Consider the following 23,903-nt stretch of genomic DNA (forward strand, 5'->3'; position numbering starts at 1 on the left):
AACAGTGTTGGTGATGGGGGGATATTGCGATGATGTGGCGCTGTTCGTAACCGTACTATAAGTGCAAAACCATACACCTGAGTTTTGATGTTCTATACCTGAGTATAGGGTCTGCTTTAGAGCGCGTTTCGATTTGATTGAATCAGATCGACGCTTCAACGAAAAAAGGGGCCAATGGCCCCTTTCTTAAAAAATGTCGATAATTCTGATTACCCGTTGGTTCCACGCAGGGTCTCGAACAGGAACCAGACGCGGCGTTCGCCTTCATCAATCCAGTTTTCGAGCAGACTTGCGGTTCCCACATCACCATATTCGTCACACAATTCGTGCAAAATACGCATGCTTTCGACCAGAGCTTTGTTATCGTCGCGCAGTTCAGCAAGCATTTCGTGTGGATGTACGAATTCCGCATCATTATCGAGGATGCGCTGGTGACGCGCAATGTCGCCGATGGAGCGAAGTGTGTTGCCACCAAGTTTGCGCGCGCGTTCGGCCAGATCGTCGGTGATTGCAAAGATCTGATCACCCTGTTCATCCAGAAGCAGGTGGTAGTCCCGGAAATGTGCGCCAGACATATGCCAATGGAAATTCTTCGTCTTGAGATAAATGGCAAACACATCTGCAAGAAGTGCGCTGATTCCGCCGGAAATTTCCTTCACGGCTTCTTCCGGGAAACCACTTGGTGTTTTGAGTGAGGCAGAGCGGCGGGATTTGACATTATCGGTCATAATGATGGTCCTTTCATGCGTGACTGTGTTTGATGGGTCGAGAGGCAGAAAGTCGTAGTGGTAGTTTCTGAACAGAGCGGACAGGCTTTCTATACTCTATCCGCTCAGTCTATGATCAAGATGACAGCTAGTCTTGCATATTCCAATTTCATTTGGATGTTTTTTTAAGAAAACATGCAGTTCACAACAGTATATCTTTAAATTGGCTTCAGCATGTGTCTTACGACCGGTGGTGTATCACCGAGATGGAATTTGTTCAGTGTCTTCTGATCAAGTTGGTCTGAATGAGTGACGCGGGCATGCTGGCGCTGGTGTTCGATCCAGCTCTCGACGATGAAGGCTTCGACCACACGACCGGGTTCTGCCACATCTTCCCACACATCCCAGCGGATAGCACCATCGCGGTAACGGACTGCACTGAACTTGCGTAATGCTGCAGTGAATTCTGCAAGACGTTGTGGTTCGATCTTGTATTCGATTTCGATCAGGACAGGACCGCGATCACCTTCAGGACGAACAGCAACAACTGGTTCTGCCCAATGGTTTGAAGGCGCGAGATCTGTGGTTGAGTCTTTTGGCAACTGCCAGATACGAGCCAGCACCAGAGAGATAACCAGAGCAACGGCTGCAACAACAAGGGCTGTTGTGACATTGAAACGCGATGCTATCGTACCCCAGATGATGCTGCCGCTTGTCATGGCACCCTGGAACACCAGAAGATAGACAGCGAGAGCACGTGCCTTGACCCAGCCGGGTGCAGCCATCTGTGCTGCAACATTGAGCGAGGTCAGCATGCCGATCCATGCAAGGCCAGCAAGGAACATGACAGCGCCACCGATCCATGCGTTGGGTACGAGCGCGAGTGTGAGGGTTGCAAAGGCAAACAGCAGCGTTGCCCAGATGGAAATAGTGTTTGCCGCAACGTTTTTGCGCAGTTTTTTCAGAATGAGCGCACCAAGTACGGCACCCGCACCCATACAGCCAAGAAGAGCACCATAGCCAGCAGCATCAAGACCAAGCTCGCGACGGCCAACCAGAGGTAGCATGGCCCACAATGCACTGCCAAACAGGAAGAAACCAGCCGAACGGATAAGAACGAGACGCATTGCAGCCGAGTGACGTGCATAGCGGTATCCTGCGCGAAGAGCGCCGAAGAAATGTTCCGGCGGAAGAGCGGATTCGGTCGGTTTGCGTTTCCAGAAGAAGACGACACCAAGCACCGCGATGACGGAAACCGCATTGAGGGCAAAGACGGCTGGAATACCAGCCAGTGCAACAATTACACCGCCAAGTGCCGGACCGATAGCACGAGAAATATTGACGCCGAGACTGTTGAGAGCAACCGCATCGGGTAGGGCTTGCTTGTCAACGAGTTCTGGAACAATCGCCTGAAACACAGGCGCGCTGAGTGCAGCTGAGATGCCAAGCACGAAGGTCACACCGAGCAATACCCATGGAGTTGTAAGGCCCGCGAGGGTGAGCATTGCAAGTGTTGCCGCGCCGAGAAGACCCAAAATCTGTGCGCCGAGAAGCAGTTTGCGACGATCAACAATATCAGCCATGGCACCGGCAGGTAATGCCAGCAGGAACATTGGCAGTGTTGTTGCGGCCTGAACAAGCGCCACAAACATCGGGCTTGGTGAGAGGGAAGTCATCAGCCATGCAGAGCCAACATCGTTCATCCAGGTGCCGATATTGGAGATGATGGTTGCGATCCAAAGCGCTCTGAAAACGCGGAAGCTCAATGGGCCGGATGTATTATCCTGTTTGGGGGGAGTGGCGGCGGTCATCTTGTTTCCTTTTTCAGAATTCAGATGCTTTGAAAGGGGGAATGGATTTGGGTGTGCAGCTTGGCTGCAAATATCATGCGCCGTGTATGGGTGATTGTACATTCATACCGGCTTCAAGATGGCCCGGCTTTTGTGCCGGGCCGTTCTTGAATTAAAGCGCTGGCTTTGGCTCAAGGCGTGGGCCTGTGTGCTGGCTACGGGATTTTGCACCGTGCACCATCGTGTAGGCATAATCGACGCCCATGCCATAAGCACCGGAGTGCTCGCGTACAATGTTCATGACAGCATCATAGGTTTCGCGGTGTGCCCAGTCGCGCTGCCATTCAAGCAAAACCTGTTGCCAGGTAACAGGTATAACACCGGCCTGAACCATACGGTCCATCGCGTAATTGTGGGCTTCCAGCGAGGTGCCGCCCGAAGCATCAGCGACCATGTAGATTTCATAATCGGTGTCGTTGAGGGCAGAAAGTGCGAAAGTGGTGTTGCAAACTTCGGTCCACAGGCCGGAAACCACGATCTTCTTACGGCCTTCAGCGGCACCTTTTGCGAGTGCTTCGCGGACTTTCAGATCATCCCATGAATTCATTGAGGTGCGTTCTAGAAGCGGTGCATCCGGGAAAACATCGAGCAGTTCCGGGTAGGTCTGACCAGAAAAGCTGTCGGTTTCAACGGTGGTGATAACTGTTGGAATGTTGAAAACCTTGGCGGCCTTTGCCAGTCCAACAGTATTATTCTTCAAAACCTGACGGTCGATGGACTGTACGCCGAAAGCCATCTGTGGCTGATGATCGATGAAGATGATCTGGCTGTTGGATGGGGTGAGAACTTCGAGCTTGTTGGACATGGTTATCTCCGTTTGATTTGGGTTGGTCTGTTGTTGGCTGAGATCGTTTGGTTCAGCCCTGTGATCTCGTTGAACCCAAATTAGCCGGAGTGATAATTGATAACAATTGCTATAATAATTGTGATTATATTGCAAAATATGTAATAATTGTTGTGCGAGCTAAACGTGTAAAGATGCCACGATCCGATACGAAATAGTCCGTGCGTCTTGTCCGAATTGGTGAAAGCGGTGGATGAAGAAAGCTATGATGAACGGTTCATGTTCTCTTTTGTTTCTTTGCCAACCCGGGGGTGAGGCTGGCAAGGCACTAAAGCCCAAACCTGATGACTTTGGTTGGCAGGTTTGGTTAACCGAACGGCTTGTTGATCACCAATTCCACATTCAGGTCTTCCGGTGCGCCGAGTCGGAATGCCCGATCGAGAGCGGGATCATTGAGTGCTAATTCCAAACTCAAAGCGGCAAGTGATGCCTGTGTTTGAGGTCCGCTCCGAACAATGGAATCTGGCGAGGAGTGGTTGATCACGATCCCGAAGATCGAGAGGGTTCCATCTGCATTATCGACGATTTCGATTGTGCGTGATTGTTGCGGGTAATCGATGTGGGAAGCCGTATTGATTTCCCACAGACCGTTGACCGGGTTATGTGGATTGTAGTGGTTCCATATGCGGTTGCAATGTGTATGGCCGTTAACCCAGAGAATAACGTTGGGGTAGCGTGAGACAAGCGCTATGAATGCGTCAGATCCTAATCGCTCCACATCTGGCTGTCCTGCTGGAGCACGTTTGAGATTGTCGAAAGTGATCGAGTTGTGATGTGAGAAGAGCGTCACGATTTGATCGCGGTTTTGTGTTGTCACGCGCGTTCCGTCGGCAGCATAATAACTTGATGAAACAGATTGTAATTGGTCTTCCAGCCACTTGGCCTGATCAATGTCCAGCGAACCGTCAGGGCCACCATTCGGGTTGGTCGTATCGAGCATAATTCCGGTTACGCCATCTGCCATTTGGAAGCGGTAATAAGCGTTTTTTTTGTCCAGATTGTCTTGCGAAAAGCCATGTCCAGCCGGGCCGTGAGGACCATCATTATCGAGATGCATCTGAATGAATTCAGACTTCGTAAAAGGGTTACGCAGTGGGGATGATTTCACGGGTCTTGATGGTAATTCCGAAAGCATCTGGGTAAGTTGAGTTCTATTGCCCTGAATCAGCTCACCCATGAAATCAATAACTTGCATTCCTTTGGGCAATGCAACAGGGATGCGGTCACTGACAGCCATTGCTGCAACGAAGGCACTGAAGTTTCCGCCAGAAAACACCCCAAAGTCCAGCTCATCATGATTGCCGAACCCCGTGTACCAAGGCATGTTCAGCCCTTGCGTGACGACAGGCTGACTAATATGCCCCAGAAAACCTTCAATGACGGGATAGCCGTAAGCGCGTTTCCAAAGATCATCTGCCTGGTTGCCGGTAACGGGTTCGGGATGCCAATAAGCATCATATACGTCGGGTGAGGTCGACACACTGTCCTGAATGCCGATATAGGGCGCATCCGTAGCCGACATCGAGGTGACGCCGCCATTTAATGTGGTTACCACTGCATGTAACTCATGCTTTGCCCGGGTATCGGCATTGTCTCCGGTGGAAATTGCAAAGTCAAAATCACGTCCACAGATCGGCCCCTTGCGGACACTATTGATGCGCCGGACCATAGCATCGAGTACTTGCAATGTTAGTGTATCCTGAGGGCGCCAGGCATTTGATAGCGGTGCTCCGTCGATGACGCCATTGAGGCCGCCATATTGACGGATGAATGCCGCGTGACTTGGTGATGCCGCATCAATAACATGCAGGTCTGTTAAATGAGCAAAAGCCGCGATTGGCTTTCGGCGTGTATCGCGGCCATCTTTCGCGGCGGCAAGGTCTTCTCGCACGATAATTGGCCAAGGATTGTCAGAGGCCAGCATACGGTATCGTTTGCCCTTGCTTAGATATTCGCCCGGCACAATTGAACAATCAAGAGTTGTCACGGCGTCTGTAACCTCTTCACTCGCATAAGCCGTATTCTTTTCGCAGCCACAAGCCATTGATAATGTCGGATAACTTGCTGTTAAGGCAACTCCAGTTTTTAGAAATGACCTTCTTGAAAACAATGTTTCAAATTTCATTTTACAATCCTTAAAATATGAAACGTCATTTGCAGTATAAACCTATTTCTATTAAAAAATAACAAAATTAATTGAATTTTATATTTAGCATCAGTAAATTATATTAAAAAAATATTGGCAGCTATTATAAATGAATTGGAGCGGTTGACGCACAGCAACACGACAATACATTGTCGCGCATGACCCAAATAGCGATTGATCAGAATTATCTTCTCGAAAAATTATCAGCCCTGCTGGCAATTCCAAGCCCCACAGGTTTTACAGATGAAGCGGTGCATTTCGTTGCACGCGAACTCGAGCGTCTGGGCCTTGAGGTGGTGCTTACCCGGCGCGGTGCAATTCGCGCGCGCCGCAGCGGAAAATCAAAAAAGCCAGCGCGTGCTATCGTTTCTCATCTTGATACACTCGGCGCTCAAGTGAAATATCTCAAACCCAACGGTCGGCTTGAGCTTGTTTCCATTGGCAATTGGTCGGCGCGATTTGCCGAAGGCGCACGTGTTTCCATCTTCTCTTCCAAAGGCACCTATCGCGGTTCTATTCTGCCATTGAAAGCCTCCGGCCATACGTTCAATGAAGAAGTGGATACGCTGCCGGTTGGCTGGAATTATATCGAATTACGCGTAGATGCGCTGGCGCGTAACAAGGAAGACCTGATCGAACTTGGCATTGATGTAGGCGATATTGTTGCTGTCGACCCCATGCCTGAATTCATCGATAACGGCTTCATCGTTTCGCGTCATTTGGATGACAAGGCAGGGGTGGCCATTATGCTGGCTTCCCTTGAAGCTATGCAACGCCAAAAGATTGAAACGCCCGTTGATAGCTACTGGATTTTCACAATCGCTGAGGAAGTGGGCGTTGGTGCATCGGCAGCAATCGTGCCGGATATTGCCTCGCTGGTGGCGATTGATAACGGCACCACAGCACCCGGTCAAAACTCGTCAGAGTTCGGCGTAACGCTTGCAATGGCCGACCAGACCGGCCCTTTCGATTATCATCTGACCAAGAAGCTTTACGCGCTTTGCGGAGAGCACGACATTCCGGTTCAGAAAGACGTCTTTCGCTATTATCGCTCCGATGCAGCATCGGCGGTTGAGGCCGGTCACGATGTCCGAACTGCACTGCTGACCTTTGGTGTTGATGCCTCGCATGGCTATGAACGCATACACGCAAGCGCTCTGACTTCAATTGCCAAACTGACCGTTCATTATGCGATGAGTGACGTTGAGATTAAGCGCGACGCTGAAGAAACGACCAAAGGCGTGAAGGGCTTTACCCATCAGACATCGGAAACAGCCGAGCAGGATCTCAAGCCGGACGACAATCCACAAAACGCATAAATTTCGGAACCATACCGGCGCGCATGCATTAGCCAATATGCAGGCCGCCGCCAAAACTCACGCGACGGCCTCATTTTTTGTAGATTACAATGGAGGTTTCGACCCTTTTTATGTGTGGAATTTGCGGAGAAGTCAGGTTCGACGGTGCAACGCCGTCGGTTTCGGCAATCTCGAAAATGGCAGACGTTCTCGCCCCCAGAGGGCCAGATTCAGCTGGCATTATTGTACGTGGCAATGTTGGCTTGGGTCACCGGCGGTTGAGAATTCTCGATCTGTCGGAAAAATCCCAGCAGCCAATGATTGATGCAGATCTTGGCATCAGCGTTGTTTTCAATGGCTGCATTTACAATTTCCGCGAATTGCGCGCTGAGCTCGAAACCAAGGGCTACCGCTTTTTCTCTGATGGCGACACGGAAGTCATTATAAAGGCATGGCACGCGTGGGGCGAAGAATGCGTAACGCGCTTTTATGGCATGTTTGCCTTTGCCATTCATGAGCGCGATACCGGCCGGGTGATTTTTGCCCGCGACCGTTTTGGCATCAAGCCGCTTTATCTGGCAGAGGTTAACGGCGCTCTGCGTTTCGCCTCGACCTTGCCTGCATTGGTAAAAGCTGGCGGTGTTGATACTTCTATCGACCGCGCGGCCCTACATAATTATATGAGCTTTCATGCTGTGGTGCCGGCTCCGCGCACCATTTATAACGGCGTGCGCAAACTGCCAGCGGCCACCATCCGCGTCTATCAGGCCAATGGCGAATTTCGCGACCGCATCTATTGGCAGCCGCCGCATAGCCGTCTGGCTGGCGACCGCGCTATGAGCCGTGAAGATTGGCAGGAGCAGCTTCTTGATATGCTGCGCGTTGCCGTCAAGCGCCGCATGATCTCTGACGTCCCGGTAGGTGTTCTGCTTTCTGGTGGTGTTGATTCAAGCCTTATTGTTGGTCTACTCGCCGAAGCCGGACAAACTGGCCTCATGAGTTTCTCTGTCGGCTTTGAAGAGGCCAACGGCGAAAAGGGCGATGAGTTTGTTTATTCCGACCTGATTGCCAAGCATTTCGGCACTGACCATCATAAGATTTTTGTGCCGTCGTCTGATCTGATGGATGCGCTTCCCGGTACGATTGCCGCCATGTCTGAGCCGATGGTTTCCTATGACAATGTCGGTTTCTATCTGCTGTCGAAGGAAGTTTCAAAGCATATAAAGGTCGTGCAATCCGGTCAGGGTGCCGACGAGGTCTTTGCGGGCTATCACTGGTATCCGCCGCTGGTCGGCTCTAAAGATGTAGTAAGCGATTATGCGAAAGCCTTCTGCGACCGCTCGCACGATGTGCTTGCAAATCAGCTTTCGCCGGAGTGGATGTCAGATCGCGATTATAGCCGTGAGTTTATTGCAGAGCATTTGCTGCGCAATGGCGCAGATACGTCGGTTGATGCAGCACTTCGCCTCGATAGCAATATCATGCTGGTGGATGATCCGGTCAAACGCGTGGACAACATGACCATGGCTTGGGGACTGGAAGCACGCGTGCCTTTCCTCGATCATGAGCTCGCAGAATTTGCCGCGCGTATGCCACCTGAAGAAAAGCTGCGTGATGGCGGCAAGGGTATTCTCAAGGACGTCGCCCGCAAGATCATACCAAGTGAAGTGATTGACCGTAAGAAGGGCTATTTCCCGGTGCCGCAGCTCAAATATATCGCTGGGCCGTATCTGGATATGCTGCGCGACGCGCTGTCATCGCAACAGGCGCGCGAACGCGGATTGTTCCAACGCGACTATTTGGATCGTTTGTTTGCCAACCCTTCCGATCATATTACGCCGCTGCGCGGTTCCGAGCTCTGGCAGGCCGGACTGCTTGAAATGTGGCTTCAGACGCAAGAGGCGGCCTGAAATGAAAAAGACAGCTGAGGTTGAAATGACGCGGCAGAAAGCAAGGGGCAGAAATGCTTTCTCGCACCGGCTTACACGGATGCGCACACCCGAAGGTGCGGGCTTCTATCAGGAGCACCTGCACGGTCACGCGCAGCCGGACGAACGCAACGTTACCCGCAATACAGTGCTTGATTGCGGCTGGGGACGTTTGCTATTCGCCCAGACATTTGAAAGCAATGAAGCGATCATTGAAGCGTTGCGCGCCGAAGCGCCATTAAGCCGCGATATTCTGTTCTATGTCAGTGATCCGCACGTGCTGCTGTCGCAGGCGCCACAGGAAATCTTCCTTGATCCGTCGCACACCTATCGGCTGGAGCTTTCCAACTATCGTGCGAGTAATCGCAGCACGCGCGGCATCACCATTCGCCGTGCTATATCTGAAATCGACGCAGACGGCATCAATGCCGTCTATGCCGCATGTGGTATGGTGCAGTTGCGCGCGGATTTCTTTTCCTGCGAGCGGGATAATCGTGCTGTCACCTATTTTGTAGCCCAAGACGATGCAACGGGCGAGATTGTCGGCACCGTCACCGGCATCAATCATCAGCGCCTGTTCAATGATCCCGCTCAGGGGGGCTCGCTCTGGTGCCTGGCTGTGCATCCACAGGCACGACAGCCCGGCATCGGCGAGAAGCTTGTGCGCAAGCTTGCCGAGCATTTTCAGGCGCGCGGGCTCAATCATGTCGATCTGTCGGTACTTTACGACAATGACAACGCAATCCGGCTTTATGAGAAGTTGAAATTCCGTCGCGTGCCGCTCTTCGCGATCAAACGTAAAAACGCGATCAACGAAAAGTTTTTCGCCCAGCCGATCCAGTCCCTTGATGCGCTTAACCCTTATGCGCGCATCATTGTTGATGAAGCGCTGCGCCGTGGCGTTCATGTGGAAATCACCGATGCGGAAGGCGGCTTCTTCCGCTTATCGCATGGTGGACGCTCTATCCATTGCCGCGAAAGCCTGTCTGAAATGACCTCCGGCGTTGCTATGTCTATTTGTGACGATAAGGCTGTAACGCGCCGTACTGTGGCAAAAGCGGGGCTCAGCGTACCGGAACAGATTGGCGCTGATGCGGATGAGGAAACGCTGGAAGCTTTCCTTACAAAGCACAAGAAACTGGTTGTAAAACCTGCGCGTGGCGAACAGGGGCGTGGCATTTCAGTGGGCATCACCACAATGAAAGATCTGCGCTCAGCCATTAAGCAGGCACGCGAAGTCTGCAATCAAGTGCTGCTTGAAGTCTGCTTTGAGGGTGAAGATCTGCGGCTGGTAATTATCGATTATAAGCTGGTTGCCGCCGCTGTGCGTCGCCCGCCACGCGTAATCGGTGACGGAAAATCAACCATCCGCCGCCTGATCGAAGTTCAGTCGCGCCGTCGAATGGCTGCAACGGGTGGTGAAAGTAGGATTCCGATTGATGCTGAGACAAAACGCTGTCTCGAGCAGCAAAGCCTGACACTTGATGATGTGCTTGACGACCGCCGCGAGATCACGGTGCGTAAGGCCGCTAATCTTCATACCGGCGGGACAATTCATGATGTAACAGCCACAGTGCATCCAACGCTGGTCGATTCCGCCTGCAAGGCTGCAAGCGCAATTGGCATTCCGGTTGTCGGTATTGATTTCATGGTGAAATCGCCTGAGACACCCGACTATGTCTTCATTGAAGCCAATGAACGTCCGGGCCTTGCCAATCATGAACCGCAGCCAACGGCAGCGCGATTTGTCGAGTGCATGTTCCCGCAATTGGGAAACACGATAGTGCTATAAAATAAAGCCCAAATGCAGGATCTGCATTCGGGCTTTGTCATTGAAGAAGTGTGTAAAAGCGTTGTTTAAACCGCCTCGTCGTGAGATGGCTTTTCCCAAAGGTTGACGCCACCTTCCACCGCATAGCGATCAATTTCGGTGAGTTCTTCCGCGGTGAATGCAAGGTTGTTGAGTGCTGCAACGTTCTCTTCAACCTGCTTTGCGGAGCTTGCGCCGATCAGTGCAGAAGTAACGCGTGGATCGCGTAACACCCACGCAAGAGCGAGCTGTGCCAGCGATTGTCCGCGACGCTTTGCAATCTCGTTTAAAGCCTTGGCGCGTTCGATGTTTTCTGGTGCAAGGTGTTCCTGATGCAGGAAGTGACCACCCGGACGATTGACGCGCGAATCTTCTGGCACGCCATTGAGATATTTGTTGGTTAGCAAACCCTGCGCCAGCGGTGTGAAAGCAATGATGCCGGATCCGACTTCATCGCTTGCGGCCAGCAGATCTTTTTCAATCCAGCGATTAAACAGATTGTAAGACGGCTGATTGATCAGCAAGGGCACCTGACGCTCTTCAAGTAGTTTCGCGATTTCGCGGGTCTTATTGCCGGAATAGGATGATATGCCGACATAAAGCGCTTTGCCTTGGCGAACCGCAGACGCCAATGCATCGGCTGTTTCCTCAAGCGGTGTATTCGCGTCAAAGCGGTGTGAATAGAAGATGTCTACATAGTCAACGCCAAGGCGCTTGAGGCTCTGATCAAGGCTTGCAAGCAGCGCTTTGCGTGAGCCGCCACCCGCGCCATATGGTCCCGGCCACATATCCCAGCCCGCTTTGGTCGAAATGATTAGCTCGTCGCGATAGGCCGCAAGCTCATGTTTCAGAATTTGCCCGAAATTGATTTCAGCAGAACCCGCAGGTGGTCCGTAATTATTGGCGAGATCGAAATGAGTGATGCCGAGATCGAACGCCTTAAAGAGAATTTCACGCTGTCGATCGAGCGTCGTTGTGTCACCGAAATTGTGCCACAGACCAAGCGAAATAGGGGGTAATTTCAAACCCCTCTTGCCGACACGGCGAAAGGTTGCGGAATCGTATCGGCGAGCATCAGGAATATAGGTCATTGAATTGTCCGTCAGAGAAATCGGCAGGATTCGGAAAATAGTGTTTTGAGTATGTTACAGTTTATAGAACGTGCTGAAAGTAGCTATCATTCTAATAGGCAGCTATTTTTGGGTATATTTATGGCGTGATGAGCAGGTCTATTCCGCTGCTATCAGCGCAACATGCGGTTCATATGCCGTATCAGCAGGCTTCAGCGACACATAACCATTTTGTATCTCGAGAACATGGGAATAGACGCTTTCGCCGGTTTCGAGCGTTGGCAGCTTTTCCTCATGCATGATCGAGATGACGATTGCTTTCGAGCAATGTGTTTTGAGCGCGGTGTGGAAGCGCAGTTTTGATGCAGGATCGAGTGCGCCCGTTGCTTCATCGAGAAAGATAACGGACGGCTTGTGCAGCAAGAGGCGCGCGAGCATGATTTTCTGCTTCTGCCCACCTGAAAGCACCATGTCCCATGCCGAGCCGTCAGCATTCTCGTCATTCATCCGTAGAATAAACTCTCCGAGTCCTGCTTCATGCAAGACGGAAGCGACCGCAAGATCATTGAACTCGCTCTCAGCTTCAGGAAGGCAGATGAGCTGCTTTAATGACACGTTCGGAAATTTGGCTTCCTGCGGCGTGTAAATGGTTTTCCGGCTTTCAGGATAGATGATTTCACCAGCCCCATAAGCCCAGAGACCATTCAGCGCTTTAATAAAAGACGTTTTTCCGGAACCGGATTCACCACGCATATAGACCCAATCGCCCGACCGGATATTGATAACGCCAGAGCGCAGAAAGGGTGTTTCCGTGTCCGGTCCTTGCATGAGCGCAAGATTGCGCACTGAAAGGCCAAAACGCTGATGTTGCGTTGCAAAGCTAAAGCGATTGACGCCGGACTTGGCATAGAATGCGCCCGGTTCCTGAACAGCTTCGATTGACTGTGCCAGCCCCATGACACGACCCGCATTTGCACGCAAATTTGCGATGGCAGGCATAACCTGAATAAACCATGAGCAATCATTGATCATGGCAGCGACCAGTTCAGCGCCCGTTACGTAATTGCGGAAGCTAACCGCACCGCTCATATAGGGCACGATGCCCGGGATATAGGCGATGATGCGATTGGACAGGAAGCCATAGGCTTGCGAGAAAGCGAGATAGGCGGCATCGAAGCGGTTAAGGCGGTTCCATGTTCCGTCTACATCTTTGTAAAGGCGCTTATTGACTGAGCGCTGAACTCTTTCGCCATCGGACGCAGAAATCTGGAAACTGCGGCGCAGCAATGTGGTCCATTCGCCGCGGTAAGAGCCTTCCGCTTTTTGCATGCCGAGATTGAGCTGTTCCAGCTTGCGACCAATCTTAATGGCAATGAACGTGCCGATAGGCACATAGAGAACAATCGCAGCGAACGCCAAAACAGCTCCGCCATAAGAACCGAGAAACTCAAGGCCGCTGACTTCGGTTGAGATTTCGAGCAGTTTCTGGCCGATAAAGAATGCCGAGAGCACAACTCCGACAATACCCATAACAAGGCCGATGGCACCACCTGTCATGCCCTTGATGGATTCCTGCAAGCGCTGGTCTACGTTGTCGGGAAGGTTTGCACCTTTGCCTTGCTGGAGATGGAAGTGCGTGTGGTTGCGGTCGAGCATCGCATCGGAGAAGCTGTCATTGAGCCACTTGCGCCATTTGCGATGCAAGGTGGTGGATAGAAGATGCCGGAAGCCCACAAGGATCACATCCTTGCCCAGCATGAGCAGGATCAGCACGCCAGCATTGAGCGCAATGGCCAGTAACGGGTTTTGAACCGGCGCGCTTTTAACATTGACGATGGAATTCATCAGATGGCCGGAGGCCTCCGCCACCCAAACCGTCGTCTTGCTGATAAAGGCGGTGAAGATGAAAATCGCAGCCGTTAACGCCCAGGCTTCTTTCCAGCGATCCGACACCCAATAGGCGCGCATCAGACCCCAAAATGACGTCATTTGAGACATGGCAGTGCGATGCCCTGCGTTCAGGGATTGCTGTTTTATCTGCCGGAATGCCTTCAATTCGTAACCACCTTGTCGATAACGCAATGTAACATATTGCAACAAACTGTGGTTAACGAAGTGTTAATAGTCAACGCATTCCGCGATCACGTTTCGGTGGTGAAACTGAAACATTTTTTAAACTGTTGAATTGTTTTAGCGAATTGGAATGGCATAGTTGTGGTTATTGAACGATCTGATGCTGTTGTGACCCCAAAAGCACGGTAATCGGCTCAACAATTCTCGCAAAAACGATGGGCGCTAATGGATTCGTTTTTAAACAGCCCATTCTACATCGGTGGTAAAGGCAATGGTCAGCCAGCGATCGGGGCCTTCACCGCCAAGCGCGTTGCCAATTTCATCACGCAGGGCATCCCATTCCTCAAGCTTCTTTGCTGGCAGGTCACGGGGTACTATGAAATAGAGTTCCATTTGCTTGCCTCGGCCCACTTTTGCGACATAGGCGCGATAGGATTTAAAGCCGTGTCGTTCGACTACTTGCCGCGCCACGGTATCAACGTGTTCCTTCAGATCGAGGGGTGTGACGAGCAGCATATCGGCCAATGCCTGTTTGATCGTTCCGATTGGCATCGGAATAATCACGATACAAACCAGCGCGAGAACCGCTGGATCAATATAAGGCGTTAGCCAGTCAAGATGAGTGCCCTGGATTGCATAGCCCACCGTGAAGGCGATGAGGAGTGCAGCAGTAATGCCGCCGGACATGATCCATGCCTTGGCATCAAGTGCTATAAAATCTGACTTGAGTTTGCGGTTGGCTCGCGTCTCCAGCCACGCCATGCCAAGGCAGGCGATCAGTGCAACCACTGCATAAAAAATCGCATAGCTGAATTCGAGATCGCGCCCGCCATCCATCAAGCTGCCAATCGCATTGATAAGGGCGTAAATCGCCACGCCGGTTAGCATAATACCATTGAGGCCGAGGACCATTGGCTCCAGATGCCAGAAACCCATGGTGAATCGATCACGCAATTTACCGCTTGGCGGTTCAGCAAGCGCAGACAAGGTAATTAGTCGAGCAACCATAAGCGCAAGTCCGCTCATCGCAGCATCTGCCAGCATATAAACACCGTCAAAAACAATTGAAAATGATCCTGACAAAAGGCCAAAGGCGACGCCAAAACCGGCAATAAAAATTGTAACTGCTATTGATGTTTTTAAAATAGATTGTTCACTATGCAATTTTTACTCCAAATTGATTTGTAATAAAGGCAGTCAAAAGGCGGAATGGATCGCGCTTGCCCATATTGAGCTCTAATTTATCGGAATATTATTGAAGAGGCAATTTCTGGCTTTTTATATTTAGGCACTCGATAGTGTTCTTAGATGTGGATGAACCATGCGGCGTCCAGACATGGTGTGCGTTAGCCGCTATGAATCGGTTCGACTCGCTTGCTCGCGCATTGGTGAATGCCCTCCCGCGTTATCCCTGCTATTCACAGGCAAGCCTCAATTTAGCCAAGATTAAATAAATTTGATCCGTCTATCCGTTGACGAGTTTTTAACTTCAGATACTATATCTTGTGTTCAAGGTTCTTGCGATTCGTGAGAATTGAAAGCGAAGATGGGAATACGGTGCGTTATATCCATGATGGATGTGGCTAAGCCGTAGCTGCCCCCGCAACTGTAAGCGGTTAGCCGATGTCCGAATGCCACTGGGTTAAACCGGGAAGGTGGGCAAAGGCGCTAAGCCGTGAGCCAGGAGACCTGCCTTGAACAAGAACGTCAACGGGCGGGGTGTCAGTTGGTGCGTAATAGGATTTTGGCATAGTTTTGCCGTGTCTTTTGCCGCTCCGAATATCCCCTCCAAGCTTCGGGGTGAAAAGCATGTCGATTGATTTAAAGCCGAGTAGTTCCGGTCCGCCCGGTACGGGTTAGTTTACAGGACACGCGCTCTTAAGAGTGTTTTGCCCCGCAGTTTTTGTATTTGTCGCACGCATTTCGCAATGCGTGAATGTTTTTTGCGTGTTCGTTCGCGTAAAGCGCAGCCAGTAAAATCTCATTTTCAAGCGTGATCCGGTGCAATGCGGCCTCGGATTGCTGTTGAAAATCCCTTATCCCCAGTGAGGAAAAAATGAACGTCACCGTCTATAGCAAGCCAGCCTGCGTCCAGTGCACTGCCACCACCCGCGCACTTGATCGTCAGGGCATTGAATATGCTGTCATCGATATTTCCGCAGACAGCGACGCATATGATCTGGTTCAGGGTCTTGGCTATCGTCAGGTGCCGGTTGTTGTTGCTGGTGAAGCCCACTGGGCTGGTTTCCGCCCGGATATGATCAGCTCGCTCGCCTAATCCCAATCGCTGTTAGGGTTTGTGATGGGCCAGATTGTCTATTTTTCCAGCCGTTCGGAGAACACGCATCGCTTCGTGATGCGTCTTGGGATGCGCTCAAAGCGTATTCCGCTGGAAAGCCATGAAGACGATGCTGATCTGTTGCGGGTGAACGAGCCTTATGTGCTCGTGACCCCAACCTATGGCGGCGGTGGCGCGAAAGGCGCTGTTCCCAAGCCGGTCATCCGCTTTCTTAACGATGCGGATAACCGATCCCTCATTCGCGGTGTTATTGCCGCTGGGAACAGCAATTTCGGCGAAGGCTTTGGCCTTGCAGGCAAAATAATTTCGGAAAAATGTCAGGTTCCATACCTCTATCGCTTTGAGCTTTTGGGAACGGACGAAGACCTTGGCAATGTTAAAGACGGGATGGAACGATTTTGGACACGGCAGACACAACCTTGACCCGTGAGCGCGAGACGGTCGCTGCTTCGGAAAAGCATGCGTCATCCTCAGCGACCAGCACCGCAACGAGCGCTGCATCAGGAAGCAAGCCATCAAAGCTCGCTGAAACTTCGCTGGATTATCATGCGCTAAACGCCATGCTGAACCTCTATGATGATGACGGCAAGATTCAGCTGCATCGTGACCGGCAGGCGGCCCAGCAATATTTCCTTCAGCACGTCAATCAGAACACCGTGTTCTTCCATAACCTGCGTGAAAAGCTCGATTATCTGGTAACAGAAGGCTATTACGAGCGGGAAGTGCTGGACCAGTATTCCTTCAATTTCGTGCGCGATCTTTTTGATCATGCCTATGACAAGAAATTCCGCTTTCCGACCTTCCTTGGCGCTTTCAAATATTACACCAGCTATACGCTGAAAACCTTCGACGGTAAGCGCTATCTCGAGCGCTACGAAGATCGCGTTTGCATGGTGGCTTTGGCTCTTGCCCGCGGTAACGAGCAGCACGCACGCGAAATGGTCGATGAGATCATTTCGGGCCGTTATCAGCCAGCAACACCGACCTTCCTCAATGCTGGCAAAAAGCAGCGCGGCGAACTGGTCTCGTGCTTTCTGTTGCGCGTTGAAGACAACATGGAATCGATTGGTCGCTCAATCAATTCCGCGCTCCAGCTTTCAAAGCGCGGCGGCGGCGTGGCACTGAGCCTGACCAATATTCGTGAATCCGGTGCGCCTATCAAGCAAATCCAGAACCAGTCTTCCGGCATTATTCCGGTGATGAAGCTTCTGGAAGATTCATTCTCCTATGCCAATCAGCTTGGTGCGCGTCAGGGCGCGGGCGCGGTTTATCTGCACGCCCATCACCCGGATATTATGCGCTTCCTCGATACCAAGCGTGAAAATGCCGACGAAAAAATCCGCATCAAGACACTGTCGCTTGGTGTTGTGATCCCGGACATTACGTTCGAGCTCGCGAAGAACGACGAGGATATGTACCTGTTCTCGCCTTATGACGTTGAACGCGTCTATGGCGTGCCGATGACCGAGATTTCGATCACTGAAAAATACCGTGAAATGGTCGATAACGGTCGTATCCGCAAGAAGAAGATCAACGCGCGTGATTTCTTCCAGGTGCTGGCGGAAATCCAGTTTGAGTCCGGCTATCCTTACATCATGTTTGAAGATACGGTGAACCGCGCCAATCCGATTGATGGCCGCATCACCATGAGCAATCTCTGCTCAGAAATTCTTCAGGTCAGTGAAGCCAGCATCTTCAACGAAGATCTGTCTTATGAGTATCTCGGCAAGGACATTTCCTGCAATCTCGGCTCGCTCAATATTGCAGCTGCGATGGATAGCCCGGATTTCGGCAAGACGATTGAAACCTCGATCCGTGCACTGACGGCTGTTGCCAACATGAGCCATATCGGTTCGGTTCCTTCGGTTGCGCGCGGCAATGATGAAAGCCATGCCATCGGCCTCGGCCAGATGAACCTGCACGGATACCTCGCTCGTGAGCGCATCTATTATGGTTCAGAAGAAGGTGTCGATTTCACCAATATCTATTTCTACACGGTGGCTTATCACGCTGTCCGCGCTTCCAATCTTTTGGCAGTAGAGCAGGGCAGTTCGTTCAAGGGGTTTGAGAAGTCGAAATATGCGACCGGCGAATATTTTGACAAATATACCGATCAGACTTGGGAGCCTGCAACAGACCGCGTTCGTGAGATGTTCGAGACCGCTGGTATTTCGATCCCGACGCAAGAAGATTGGCAGGCGTTGAAAAAGGCTGTGATGGAAGGTGGGCTCTATAATCAGAACCTGCAAGCCGTGCCGCCAACAGGTTCGATCTCCTACATCAACCACTCGACCTCTTCGATCCACCCGATTGTTTCCAAGATCGAAATCCGTAAAGAAGGCAAGATTGGCCGCGTTTATTACCCGGCTGCCTTCATGACGAATGATAATCTGGAATATTATCAGGATGCCTATGAGATTGGTCCGGAAAAGATCATCGACACTTATGCAGCGGCAACGCAGCACGTCGATCAGGGTCTGTCGCTGACACTGTTCTTCCGTGATACCGCGACGACACGCGATATCAATAAGGCGCAGATTTACGCGTGGAAAAAGGGCATCAAGACGATTTATTACATCCGCCTGCGCCAGATGGCGCTCGAAGGTACGCAGGTTGAAGGCTGCGTATCCTGCGCTCTCTAGGATCGCGAATATTCAGGCTCTGGCAGCCTGCAAATGACGTCGTTCTGCAAGCCGGTGCTCACGTACTTTATGTACGCTGCGCTCCGGTTCTCGAACCCCACCATTTTCGGCATGCCACAGCCAGAATCTCACGCTGATCCCAACCAAGGTAGAGACAAATGAATATGCAGTTTAAAAAAGACAATACCAAAAAGCCGGCTGTGGTTCGTGCCATCAACTGGAACCGGATCGAAGACGATAAAGACCTCGAAGTCTGGAACCGTTTGACCGGCAACTTCTGGCTACCGGAAAAAGTGCCGCTGTCCAACGATATTCAGTCTTGGGAAACGTTGAAAGCCGAAGAAAAGCAGCTCACTATCCGTGTTTTCACAGGCTTGACGCTTCTGGATACGATCCAGAATGCCGTTGGTGCTGTGACACTGATGGACGATGCATCCACCCCACATGAAGAAGCTGTTCTATCGAACATTTCCTTTATGGAAGCGGTTCATGCGCGTTCCTATTCGTCGATCTTTTCGACGCTGTGTTTGACGCCTGATGTGGACGATGCCTATCGCTGGTCGGAAGAAAATGAGTTCTTGCAGAGGAAGTCGCAGCTTATCCTCGACAACTATAATTCCGAAGACCCGCTGAAAAAGAAGATTGCCAGCGTTTTTCTGGAAAGCTTCCTGTTCTATTCGGGCTTCTATCTGCCGATGTATTGGTCGAGCCGCGCAAAGCTTACCAACACGGCTGACCTCATCCGCCTGATCATCCGCGATGAAGCCGTTCATGGCTATTATATCGGCTATAAGTATCAGCGCGCGCTTGAGAAGCTTGATGAAGCGAAAAAGCAGGAAATCAAGGATTTTGCCTTTGATCTGTTGCTTGAGCTTTACGACAATGAAGTGCGTTATACCGAAGCGCTTTATGACGGCGTCGGCTTGACTGAAGACGTCAAAAAGTTCCTGCATTATAATGCAAACAAGGCGCTCATGAACCTCGGTTATGAATCGTTGTTCCCGGCGGAGGCCTGCAAGGTTAATCCGGCGATCCTCTCGGCGCTTTCTCCGAATGCCGATGAGAACCACGACTTCTTCTCAGGATCCGGCTCGTCTTATGTCATTGGTAAAGCTGTTGCGACCGAAGACGACGACTGGGACTTCTAAGCCCGATCTGAATAGATCCAGAAAGCCGTGTGACATTGTCATGCGGCTTTTTTGATGCAATCGATTCCGGTTATGTCAGCGACTTCTTATCAATATGGGTGTTTTGGTTAGCCAAAATGTTGGTTGAGCTGTGTGTTTTGTGCAATTTCACTTATATCGGTTGCCATTGATATGCAGTACCTCTAGGTACAGCTCGGGAGGAGCGCTCTCTTCTTTGACGGAAGTCAGACCAGACATTTCAGCCATAAAAATCCGGCGAAATGGGGATTTAGATCTTGGTCCTCTTACTGTCCTTGACCTGCCATTTCTCCCGCAAGTCCGAAAACATGAGCCGCGAGCGATAGAGCCAAGTTGAAAAATCACCATGACATTTGGGACATTGTTGACGCGAAGAGCGCGGCATATTTCGAACTGAGCGATACAGTTTGGGATAATCCTGAAACCAATTACGAAGAATATAAATCGAGCGACGCGCATGCGGCACAGCTTGAGGCCGAAGGCTTCCGTGTTCAGCTTGGTATTGCTGGCCTGCCGACTGCCGTGATGGGCGAGGCGGGTGAAGACGGTCCGGTCATCGCTATTCTTGGCGAATTTGATGCGCTTCCCGGTTTGAGTCAGTTTGCAGGTGTAGTGGAAGAACAGCCGATTGAAGCGGGCGGCAACGGTCACGGTTGCGGCCATAATTTGCTCGGTTCCGGTTCACTTCTGGCAGCGGCTGCAGTCAAGGATTATCTCGAGGCGAATGGCATCAAGGGCCGAGTTCGCTATTATGGCTGCCCTGCCGAAGAAGGCGGATCTGCCAAGGGCTTTATGGTGCGCGAAGGCTTGTTCGATGATGTCGATATTGCTTTCTGCTGGCACCCAGCACCTTTTGCCGGCGTTAACGATCCTGTTTCACTGGCTTGTAATGAAATCAATTTTAACTTCACGGGTCGCGCGGCGCATGCTGCATCCGCTCCGCATCTTGGGCGCAGCGCGCTCGATGCCGTAGAGCTGATGAATGTCGGTGTGAACTATATGCGCGAGCATATGCCGTCATCCGCACGCATTCACTATGCTGTCACTGATACGGGTGGTTTTGCACCCAATGTCGTGCAAGCGAAAGCCAGCGTGCGTTATTTGATCCGCGCACTCGATTTGCCTCAAATGCAGGTTCTGCTGGAGCGCGTAAAAAAGATCGCAGACGGTGCGGCTCTGATGACTGAAACCACGGTCAAAAGCGAGATTGTCAGTGGTGACGCCAATCTGATTGGCAATCCGGCGCTGGAACAGCTGATGCAGCGGGAGCTTGATCGTCTCGGTCCGCCGGTTTTTGATGATCAGGATCGCGAAACGGCAAAGCGCTTTCAGGCGACACTTACCAAAGATGACATCTCCGATGCATTTCGTCGTTTCGGTGTTCAACCAAAAGCTGAAATAGCGCTTTGCGAAGGTGTTTATGAGCCTTATAAGGGCGATAATTCGCTTGTTGGTTCTACCGACGTGGGAAGCGTAAGCTGGGTCGTTCCAACAGTTCAAATGCGCGGTGCAACCTGCGCAATCGGTACTCCGCTTCATTCATGGCAGATGGTGGCGCAGGGTAAATTGCCTGCGGCGCACAAGGGCATGGCGCATGCGGCGAAAATTATGGGCAGCACAGCGATAGAGTTGTTTCTCAATCCGGAGCAGATCGATAAAGCCAAGCAAGATCATGTCAAGACGTTGAATGGTGCTGTTTTTGTGAACCCGATCCCGGATAATGTTCAACCAGCCTTGCCTGTTTCTGATAAGTAAGCACCAGCCCAAAAGAGATACCCGGAAAACAAGATGACGTTTATTCCCCTATCCCCCACACGGCCTGAGGCATCATGAAGGCTTTTCTCGATATTCTAAGCTTTGGACCTGACGGCTGGGGCCATGTGCTGATGATGGCGGTGCTCGTCACTGTAGCATTGTCTGTCGTCGGCTATCTGCTTGGCGCGATCATTGGTGTGTTTGCGGCTTGGGCCAAAATCTCCGGCGGACGCACGCTTCGTGGCGTTGCAGATGCGTACACCACAATCATTCGCGGCATTCCCGATCTTCTGGTGATCTATCTGTTTTATTTCGGCGGTAGTGCCGCTGTAACAGCAATTGGCCGTTTCTTCGGCGCGCAGGGTTTTGTCGGATTTCCGGCATTCCTCGCTGGTGTGCTTGCAATCGGCATTTCGTGCGGTGCGCATCATACGGAAGTATTCCGTGGTGCATTTCGTGCCGTTTCCAAGGGCGAGCTTGAAGCGGCCTCTGCTTGTGGCATGGGACAGGCGCTCAAATTTCGCCGTATTATTGCACCGTTGGCACTTCGTCATGCGCTGCCGGGCCTCGGCAATGTCTGGCAGGTTGCGCTTAAAGAATCCGCGCTGATTTCCGTTGTCGGCGTTGTTGATATTTTGCGTCAGGCCCAGATTGGGGCAGGTTCTACCGGCTTGCCATTCAACTTCTACCTGATCGCTGGTGCGCTTTACCTGCTGATTTCGTCGGTTTCCGGCACCATTCTGCAAAAAGCTGAGCGCCACTTTTCGCGCGGCGTCCGGAGGGCATCATGAACTTTCAGTTCTATACCGAATCCTTCATGCAGATGATGAGCGGCGTGCCGCTGACCCTTCAGCTTGCGGCGAGCTCGATTGTCTTTGGCGCCATTCTGGCTCTACTTTTTGCGCTGATGCGTCTGTCGGGCATTACTGTTCTCGACTGGATCGCGCGTCTTTATGTGTTCGTATTTCGCGGTACGCCACTTCTGGTTCAGATATTCATTATCTATTATGGTCTCAGCCAGTTTCCGTCAGTCCGTTATTCGTTTCTGTGGCCGATCCTGCGCGAACCCTATTGGTGTGCGATCATCGCGCTGACTTTGAACAACGCAGCTTATGCCAGTGAAATTATCCGTGGTGGTCTGTTGTCAGTTCCAAGTGGTCAGATCGAAGCGGCCAAAGCCTGTGGCATGTCGCGCTTCACAAGCTTTCGTCGCATTGTGATGCCGCTTGCAATCCGTCAGGCGCTGCCGGGCTATGGCAATGAAATGATCTCTATGGTCAAAGCAACGTCGCTGGCCTCCATCATCACCTTGATGGAAGTAACAGGCATCGCCGCCAAGCTGATCGCAGAATCCTATCGTGCGATTGAAGTGTTCGTCATTGCGGGCGCGATCTATCTTGCTATCAACTTCGTTCTGACACGCGTGCTCATGTTCGCTGAATATAAGCTTACGCCTTATCTGCGTCAGCCCGTCGTCAAAACCGCCACCGAAGGAAAATCATCGTGAGTAAACTTGTGTCTCCAACATCCCCGGTGACGTCGAACGTGGCTCTGAAAGTCGAAAATCTGCGCAAGAGCTTCGGTGCTAATGAAGTGCTTAAGGGCATTTCTCTGGAAGCGCGCGAAGGCGAAGTGATTTCGATCCTCGGCTCTTCCGGCTCCGGCAAATCGACATTCCTGCGTTGCATCAATCTGCTGGAAACACCAACGTCTGGCACCGTGACTGTTTCGGGTGAGGCCATTCGCATGGCGAAGAACTCGAAGGGCGAAGCCTACCCAACTGATAAGAAGCAGGTATCGCGTATCCGCTCTGAACTCGGTATGGTCTTCCAAAGCTTCAATCTCTGGTCGCACAAGACCATTCTCGAAAATATCATCGAAGCGCCGATCTATGTGCAGGGCCGTTCGCGTGCCGAATGCGTGGCAGAGGCGGAAGCTTTGCTCGCCAAGGTCGGCATTGCTGACAAGCGCGATTTCTATCCGGCACATTTGTCTGGTGGCCAGCAGCAGCGTGCGGCGATTGCGCGTGCTCTCGCGATGAAGCCGAAGGTTATGCTGTTTGACGAGCCGACTTCGGCACTCGATCCGGAACTGGTTGGCGAAGTACTGCGCGTTATGCGCGGCCTTGCTGAAGAAGGCCGCACGATGCTGGTCGTCACACATGAAATGGGTTTTGCCCGTGATGTTTCCAATCGCGTGGTCTTTGTGCATCAGGGATTGGTCGAAGAAGATGGTGCGCCTGAAGACGTGTTCGGCAATTCAAAATCCGAGCGTTTCCGCAAGTTTATCAGCCACGAAAACGCTGCCTGATTATT

18 protein-coding genes and 1 riboswitch are annotated in these 23,903 nt (G+C 51.6%); of the genes, 11 read left to right on the forward strand and 7 right to left on the reverse strand.

The window, feature by feature from the left end; all coding sequences use genetic code 11:
- Nucleotides 1–209: 209 nt before the first annotated feature.
- From ACOZHT_RS10485 to ACOZHT_RS10500, 4 genes are all read right to left on the reverse strand, one after another.
- On the reverse strand, nt 210–728 hold the full coding sequence (locus ACOZHT_RS10485; RefSeq protein WP_310013503.1) for a DNA starvation/stationary phase protection protein: 519 nt from the start codon (nt 726–728) through the stop codon (nt 210–212).
- Nucleotides 729–925: 197 nt separating this feature from the next.
- Nucleotides 926–2,518, reverse strand: coding sequence for an MFS transporter (locus tag ACOZHT_RS10490; RefSeq protein WP_339513346.1), 1,593 nt, complete (start codon nt 2,516–2,518; stop codon nt 926–928).
- Between the two features lie 151 nt (nt 2,519–2,669).
- Nucleotides 2,670–3,362 carry a hydrolase gene (locus ACOZHT_RS10495; RefSeq protein WP_339513348.1) on the reverse strand — a complete coding sequence of 231 codons (693 nt, stop codon included), beginning with the start codon at nt 3,360–3,362 and terminating at the stop codon, nt 2,670–2,672.
- Between the two features lie 346 nt (nt 3,363–3,708).
- A complete protein-coding gene (locus ACOZHT_RS10500) occupies nt 3,709–5,445 on the reverse strand; it encodes a TIGR03767 family metallophosphoesterase (protein ID WP_421565675.1) in 1,737 nt (578 codons plus the stop codon).
- Between the two features lie 260 nt (nt 5,446–5,705).
- Between ACOZHT_RS10500 and ACOZHT_RS10505 the strand changes: the two genes are divergently transcribed.
- The 3 genes from ACOZHT_RS10505 (at nt 5,706) to ngg (ending at nt 10,565) form a co-directional block, all read left to right on the forward strand.
- On the forward strand, nt 5,706–6,866 hold the full coding sequence (locus ACOZHT_RS10505) for an osmoprotectant NAGGN system M42 family peptidase (protein ID WP_339513460.1): 1,161 nt from the start codon (nt 5,706–5,708) through the stop codon (nt 6,864–6,866).
- A 110-nt stretch (nt 6,867–6,976) separates the two neighbouring features.
- Nucleotides 6,977–8,755 (forward strand): N-acetylglutaminylglutamine amidotransferase, encoded by a 1,779-nt coding sequence (locus ACOZHT_RS10510; RefSeq protein WP_421565676.1) that lies wholly within the window; start codon nt 6,977–6,979, stop codon nt 8,753–8,755.
- Between the two features lies 1 nt (nt 8,756).
- Nucleotides 8,757–10,565, forward strand: a complete 1,809-nt coding sequence (ngg, locus tag ACOZHT_RS10515; RefSeq protein WP_339513354.1) for an N-acetylglutaminylglutamine synthetase — start codon at nt 8,757–8,759, stop codon at nt 10,563–10,565.
- Between the two features lie 65 nt (nt 10,566–10,630).
- On the opposite strand, the gene mgrA is transcribed toward ngg, so the two are convergent.
- The 3 genes from mgrA to ACOZHT_RS10530 form a co-directional block, all read right to left on the reverse strand.
- Complete coding sequence (mgrA, locus tag ACOZHT_RS10520) at nt 10,631–11,674, reverse strand: L-glyceraldehyde 3-phosphate reductase (protein WP_339513356.1); 1,044 nt, start codon at nt 11,672–11,674, stop codon at nt 10,631–10,633.
- A gap of 138 nt (nt 11,675–11,812) precedes the next feature.
- Nucleotides 11,813–13,651, reverse strand: coding sequence for an ABC transporter ATP-binding protein/permease (locus tag ACOZHT_RS10525; protein ID WP_339513358.1), 1,839 nt, complete (start codon nt 13,649–13,651; stop codon nt 11,813–11,815).
- Between the two features lie 312 nt (nt 13,652–13,963).
- Nucleotides 13,964–14,890: a cation diffusion facilitator family transporter gene (locus ACOZHT_RS10530; RefSeq protein ID WP_339513360.1), complete on the reverse strand. Its 927-nt coding sequence runs from the start codon at nt 14,888–14,890 to the stop codon at nt 13,964–13,966.
- A 331-nt stretch (nt 14,891–15,221) separates the two neighbouring features.
- Nucleotides 15,222–15,437, forward strand: a riboswitch (cobalamin riboswitch).
- Between the two features lie 345 nt (nt 15,438–15,782).
- Here ACOZHT_RS10530 and nrdH point away from each other — a divergent pair.
- From nrdH to ACOZHT_RS10570, 8 genes are all read left to right on the forward strand, one after another.
- Nucleotides 15,783–16,004 (forward strand): glutaredoxin-like protein NrdH, encoded by a 222-nt coding sequence (gene nrdH / locus ACOZHT_RS10535; RefSeq protein WP_339513362.1) that lies wholly within the window; start codon nt 15,783–15,785, stop codon nt 16,002–16,004.
- Nucleotides 16,005–16,028: 24 nt separating this feature from the next.
- Nucleotides 16,029–16,448, forward strand: a complete 420-nt coding sequence (gene nrdI / locus ACOZHT_RS10540) for a class Ib ribonucleoside-diphosphate reductase assembly flavoprotein NrdI (RefSeq protein WP_339513363.1) — start codon at nt 16,029–16,031, stop codon at nt 16,446–16,448.
- Nucleotides 16,449–16,561: 113 nt separating this feature from the next.
- Nucleotides 16,562–18,667: a class 1b ribonucleoside-diphosphate reductase subunit alpha gene (gene nrdE, locus ACOZHT_RS10545; RefSeq protein WP_339513462.1), complete on the forward strand. Its 2,106-nt coding sequence runs from the start codon at nt 16,562–16,564 to the stop codon at nt 18,665–18,667.
- 158 nt (nt 18,668–18,825) lie between these two features.
- The gene (gene nrdF, locus ACOZHT_RS10550; protein ID WP_421565677.1) at nt 18,826–19,815 is read left to right on the forward strand and encodes a class 1b ribonucleoside-diphosphate reductase subunit beta; all 990 of its coding nucleotides are present in this window, start codon (nt 18,826–18,828) and stop codon (nt 19,813–19,815) included.
- Nucleotides 19,816–20,166: 351 nt separating this feature from the next.
- A complete protein-coding gene (locus ACOZHT_RS10555; protein WP_339513365.1) occupies nt 20,167–21,588 on the forward strand; it encodes a M20 family metallopeptidase in 1,422 nt (473 codons plus the stop codon).
- A gap of 74 nt (nt 21,589–21,662) precedes the next feature.
- A complete protein-coding gene (locus ACOZHT_RS10560) occupies nt 21,663–22,379 on the forward strand; it encodes an ABC transporter permease subunit (RefSeq protein ID WP_339513366.1) in 717 nt (238 codons plus the stop codon).
- Nucleotides 22,376–23,095, forward strand: coding sequence for an ABC transporter permease (locus ACOZHT_RS10565; protein WP_339513367.1), 720 nt, complete (start codon nt 22,376–22,378; stop codon nt 23,093–23,095). Before ACOZHT_RS10560 ends, ACOZHT_RS10565 begins: the two co-directional genes overlap by 4 nt.
- Entirely contained in the window at nt 23,092–23,898 is an 807-nt protein-coding gene (locus tag ACOZHT_RS10570) for an ABC transporter ATP-binding protein (protein ID WP_339513368.1), read from the forward strand. The genes ACOZHT_RS10565 and ACOZHT_RS10570 overlap by 4 nt, the downstream gene beginning before the upstream one ends.
- Nucleotides 23,899–23,903: the final 5 nt, after the last annotated feature.

Source organism: Ochrobactrum sp. EDr1-4 (assembly GCF_049199085.1).
Classification (GTDB): domain Bacteria; phylum Pseudomonadota; class Alphaproteobacteria; order Rhizobiales; family Rhizobiaceae; genus Brucella.

Bases quoted from the DNA above. Each gene is read 5' to 3' on its own strand.
- ACOZHT_RS10485 (WP_310013503.1), bottom strand. From the start codon at position 728: ATGACCGATAATGTCAAATCCCGCCGCTCTGCCTCACTCAAAACACCA.
- ACOZHT_RS10490 (WP_339513346.1), bottom strand. From the start codon at position 2,518: ATGACCGCCGCCACTCCCCCCAAACAGGATAATACATCCGGCCCATTG.
- ACOZHT_RS10495 (WP_339513348.1), bottom strand. From the start codon at position 3,362: ATGTCCAACAAGCTCGAAGTTCTCACCCCATCCAACAGCCAGATCATC.
- ACOZHT_RS10500 (WP_421565675.1), bottom strand. From the start codon at position 5,445: ATGGCTTGTGGCTGCGAAAAGAATACGGCTTATGCGAGTGAAGAGGTT.
- ACOZHT_RS10505 (WP_339513460.1), top strand. From the start codon at position 5,706: ATGACCCAAATAGCGATTGATCAGAATTATCTTCTCGAAAAATTATCA.
- ACOZHT_RS10510 (WP_421565676.1), top strand. From the start codon at position 6,977: ATGTGTGGAATTTGCGGAGAAGTCAGGTTCGACGGTGCAACGCCGTCG.
- ngg (WP_339513354.1), top strand. From the start codon at position 8,757: ATGAAAAAGACAGCTGAGGTTGAAATGACGCGGCAGAAAGCAAGGGGC.
- mgrA (WP_339513356.1), bottom strand. From the start codon at position 11,674: ATGACCTATATTCCTGATGCTCGCCGATACGATTCCGCAACCTTTCGC.
- ACOZHT_RS10525 (WP_339513358.1), bottom strand. From the start codon at position 13,651: ATGTCTCAAATGACGTCATTTTGGGGTCTGATGCGCGCCTATTGGGTG.
- nrdH (WP_339513362.1), top strand. From the start codon at position 15,783: ATGAACGTCACCGTCTATAGCAAGCCAGCCTGCGTCCAGTGCACTGCC.
- nrdI (WP_339513363.1), top strand. From the start codon at position 16,029: ATGGGCCAGATTGTCTATTTTTCCAGCCGTTCGGAGAACACGCATCGC.
- nrdF (WP_421565677.1), top strand. From the start codon at position 18,826: ATGAATATGCAGTTTAAAAAAGACAATACCAAAAAGCCGGCTGTGGTT.
- ACOZHT_RS10560 (WP_339513366.1), top strand. From the start codon at position 21,663: ATGAAGGCTTTTCTCGATATTCTAAGCTTTGGACCTGACGGCTGGGGC.
- ACOZHT_RS10565 (WP_339513367.1), top strand. From the start codon at position 22,376: ATGAACTTTCAGTTCTATACCGAATCCTTCATGCAGATGATGAGCGGC.